The organism is Streptosporangium vulgare (genome assembly GCF_042428775.1).
In the GTDB taxonomy this organism is placed as follows: Bacteria; Actinomycetota; Actinomycetes; order Streptosporangiales; family Streptosporangiaceae; genus Streptosporangium; species Streptosporangium vulgare.
The window spans coordinates 1-1799 of sequence record NZ_JBHMBS010000095.1 but is presented as its reverse complement, the minus strand read 5'-3'; the positions used below and the strand labels follow the sequence as shown (position 1 = coordinate 1799).

The 1799-nt window shown below is 70.9% G+C and carries 1 protein-coding gene; it reads left to right on the top strand.

The window, feature by feature from the left end; genetic code table 11:
• Positions 1 to 1799: acyltransferase domain-containing protein (locus ACFFRH_RS44100; protein WP_386164153.1), on the top strand; the 1799-nt coding region annotated here is incomplete at both ends.

Sequence of the window (1799 nt, the reverse complement as noted above, 5' to 3'; positions counted from 1 at the left end):
ATCGGACCGAGAACGCCCAGATCGCACTGTTCGCGGTTGAGGTGGCGCTGTTCCGGCTCCTGGAGTCCTGGGGAATGCGACCGGACTTCCTGCTGGGCCATTCCATCGGGGAACTGGTAGCCGCTCATGTGGCCGGGGCGATGTCGCTACAGGACGCGACCCATCTCGTGGCGGCACGAGGCCGGCTGATGCAGGCACTCCCCGCAGGCGGAGCGATGGTGGCGTTGCAGGCCACCGAGACCGAAGTAGCGCCCCTCCTGCCCGCCACCATCTCGATCGCGGCGGTCAACGGCCCCCAAGCCATCGTCATCTCCGGCGACGAGACCGCAGTAACGGAAATATCAGCCCATTTCACCACCCAAGGGCGTAAGACCCGTCGCCTGCGGGTCAGTCACGCCTTCCACTCACCCCTGATGGAACCGATGCTGGCGGACTTCCACCGCATCGCCGAAACCATCACCTACCACCCTCCCGCGATCCCGGTCATCTCCAACCTCACCGGCGAACCGGTCACCGGCTTCACCGCCGACTACTGGGTACGACACGTGCGCGAAGCGGTGCGCTTCACCGACGGCCTGACCTACCTGCACTCCCACGGAGTGAAGACCTTCATCGAACTGGGCCCCGACGGCGTGCTGTCGGCGATGGGCCACGACTCCGCAGAGGAGGGCCTGTTCGTCCCGGTGCTACGCAAGGACAGATCCGAAACGGAGAACCTGGTCACGGCACTGGCGAGAGCGTTCGTAGCCGGGGCGAAGGTCGACTGGAAGGCGTACCAGGCGGGCAGCGGCGGGAAGCTCGTCGACCTGCCGACCTACCCCTTCGAGCACCGGCACTACTGGCTGTCGTCGAAGTCGGCGCCGTCGGCCGGGCATCCGCTGCTGGACGTGACGACGCCGCTGGCCGAGGGCGACGGCATGGTGATGACCGGACGGCTCTCGGCGGGGGCTCAGCCCTGGTTCGCCGATCATCTCGTGGCCGGTCTCACCGTCGTCCCCGCCACCGCACTGGCGGAACTCTCCCTGCACGCGGGGGAGCAGGTCGGCTGCGACACGCTCGACGAACTGGTCGTGGAGGTGCCGTTGCTCCTGCCGGAGGCGCGGACGCGGCTGTTGCAGGTGTCGGTGGGCGCGCCGGACGGGACGGGACGGCGCCCCCTGGGCGTGTTCTCCCGGGAGGAGGGCGCGTCGGAGGACCTCCCCTGGACCCGGCACGCGCGGGGCACGCTGGCCGTCGGCGGTGCGGAGGAGACCGCCGACCTGACGGCATGGCCCCCGCCGGGAGCCGCCGAGGTCGACGTGGACGGGCTGTACGACGACATGGCCGCCGCCGGGCTCGACTACGGTCCCGCCTTCCGGGGGCTGCGGGCCGCCTGGCGGGACGGCGACCGGCTCTACGCCGAGGTGGCCCTGCCCGAGGAACTGGACGTGGCGGGCTTCGGCATCCACCCGGCGCTTCTCGACGCCGCCCTGCACGCGGCCGGGCTGGGCCTGCTGCCAGGCACCGAACAGGGCAGGCTGCCGTTCGCCTTCGACCGGGTACGGCTGCACCGTACGGGAGCGCGGTCGTCGCGCGTGCTGATGACCCCGGAGGGCGCGGACGCCGTGTCCCTCGTCCTGGCCGGTGACACGGGCGAGCCGGTGGCCACGATCGGCAGGCTCGCCCTGCGCCCCTTCGCGCCCGAACGGCTGCGTGAGACCCCCGACTCGTTGTTCCGGGTGGGGTGGGTGCCGGTGGTGGGTGGTGAGGTGGTGGTGCCGGGGGCGGTGGTTCGGGTCGGTGTGGGTCGTGGGGAGGGG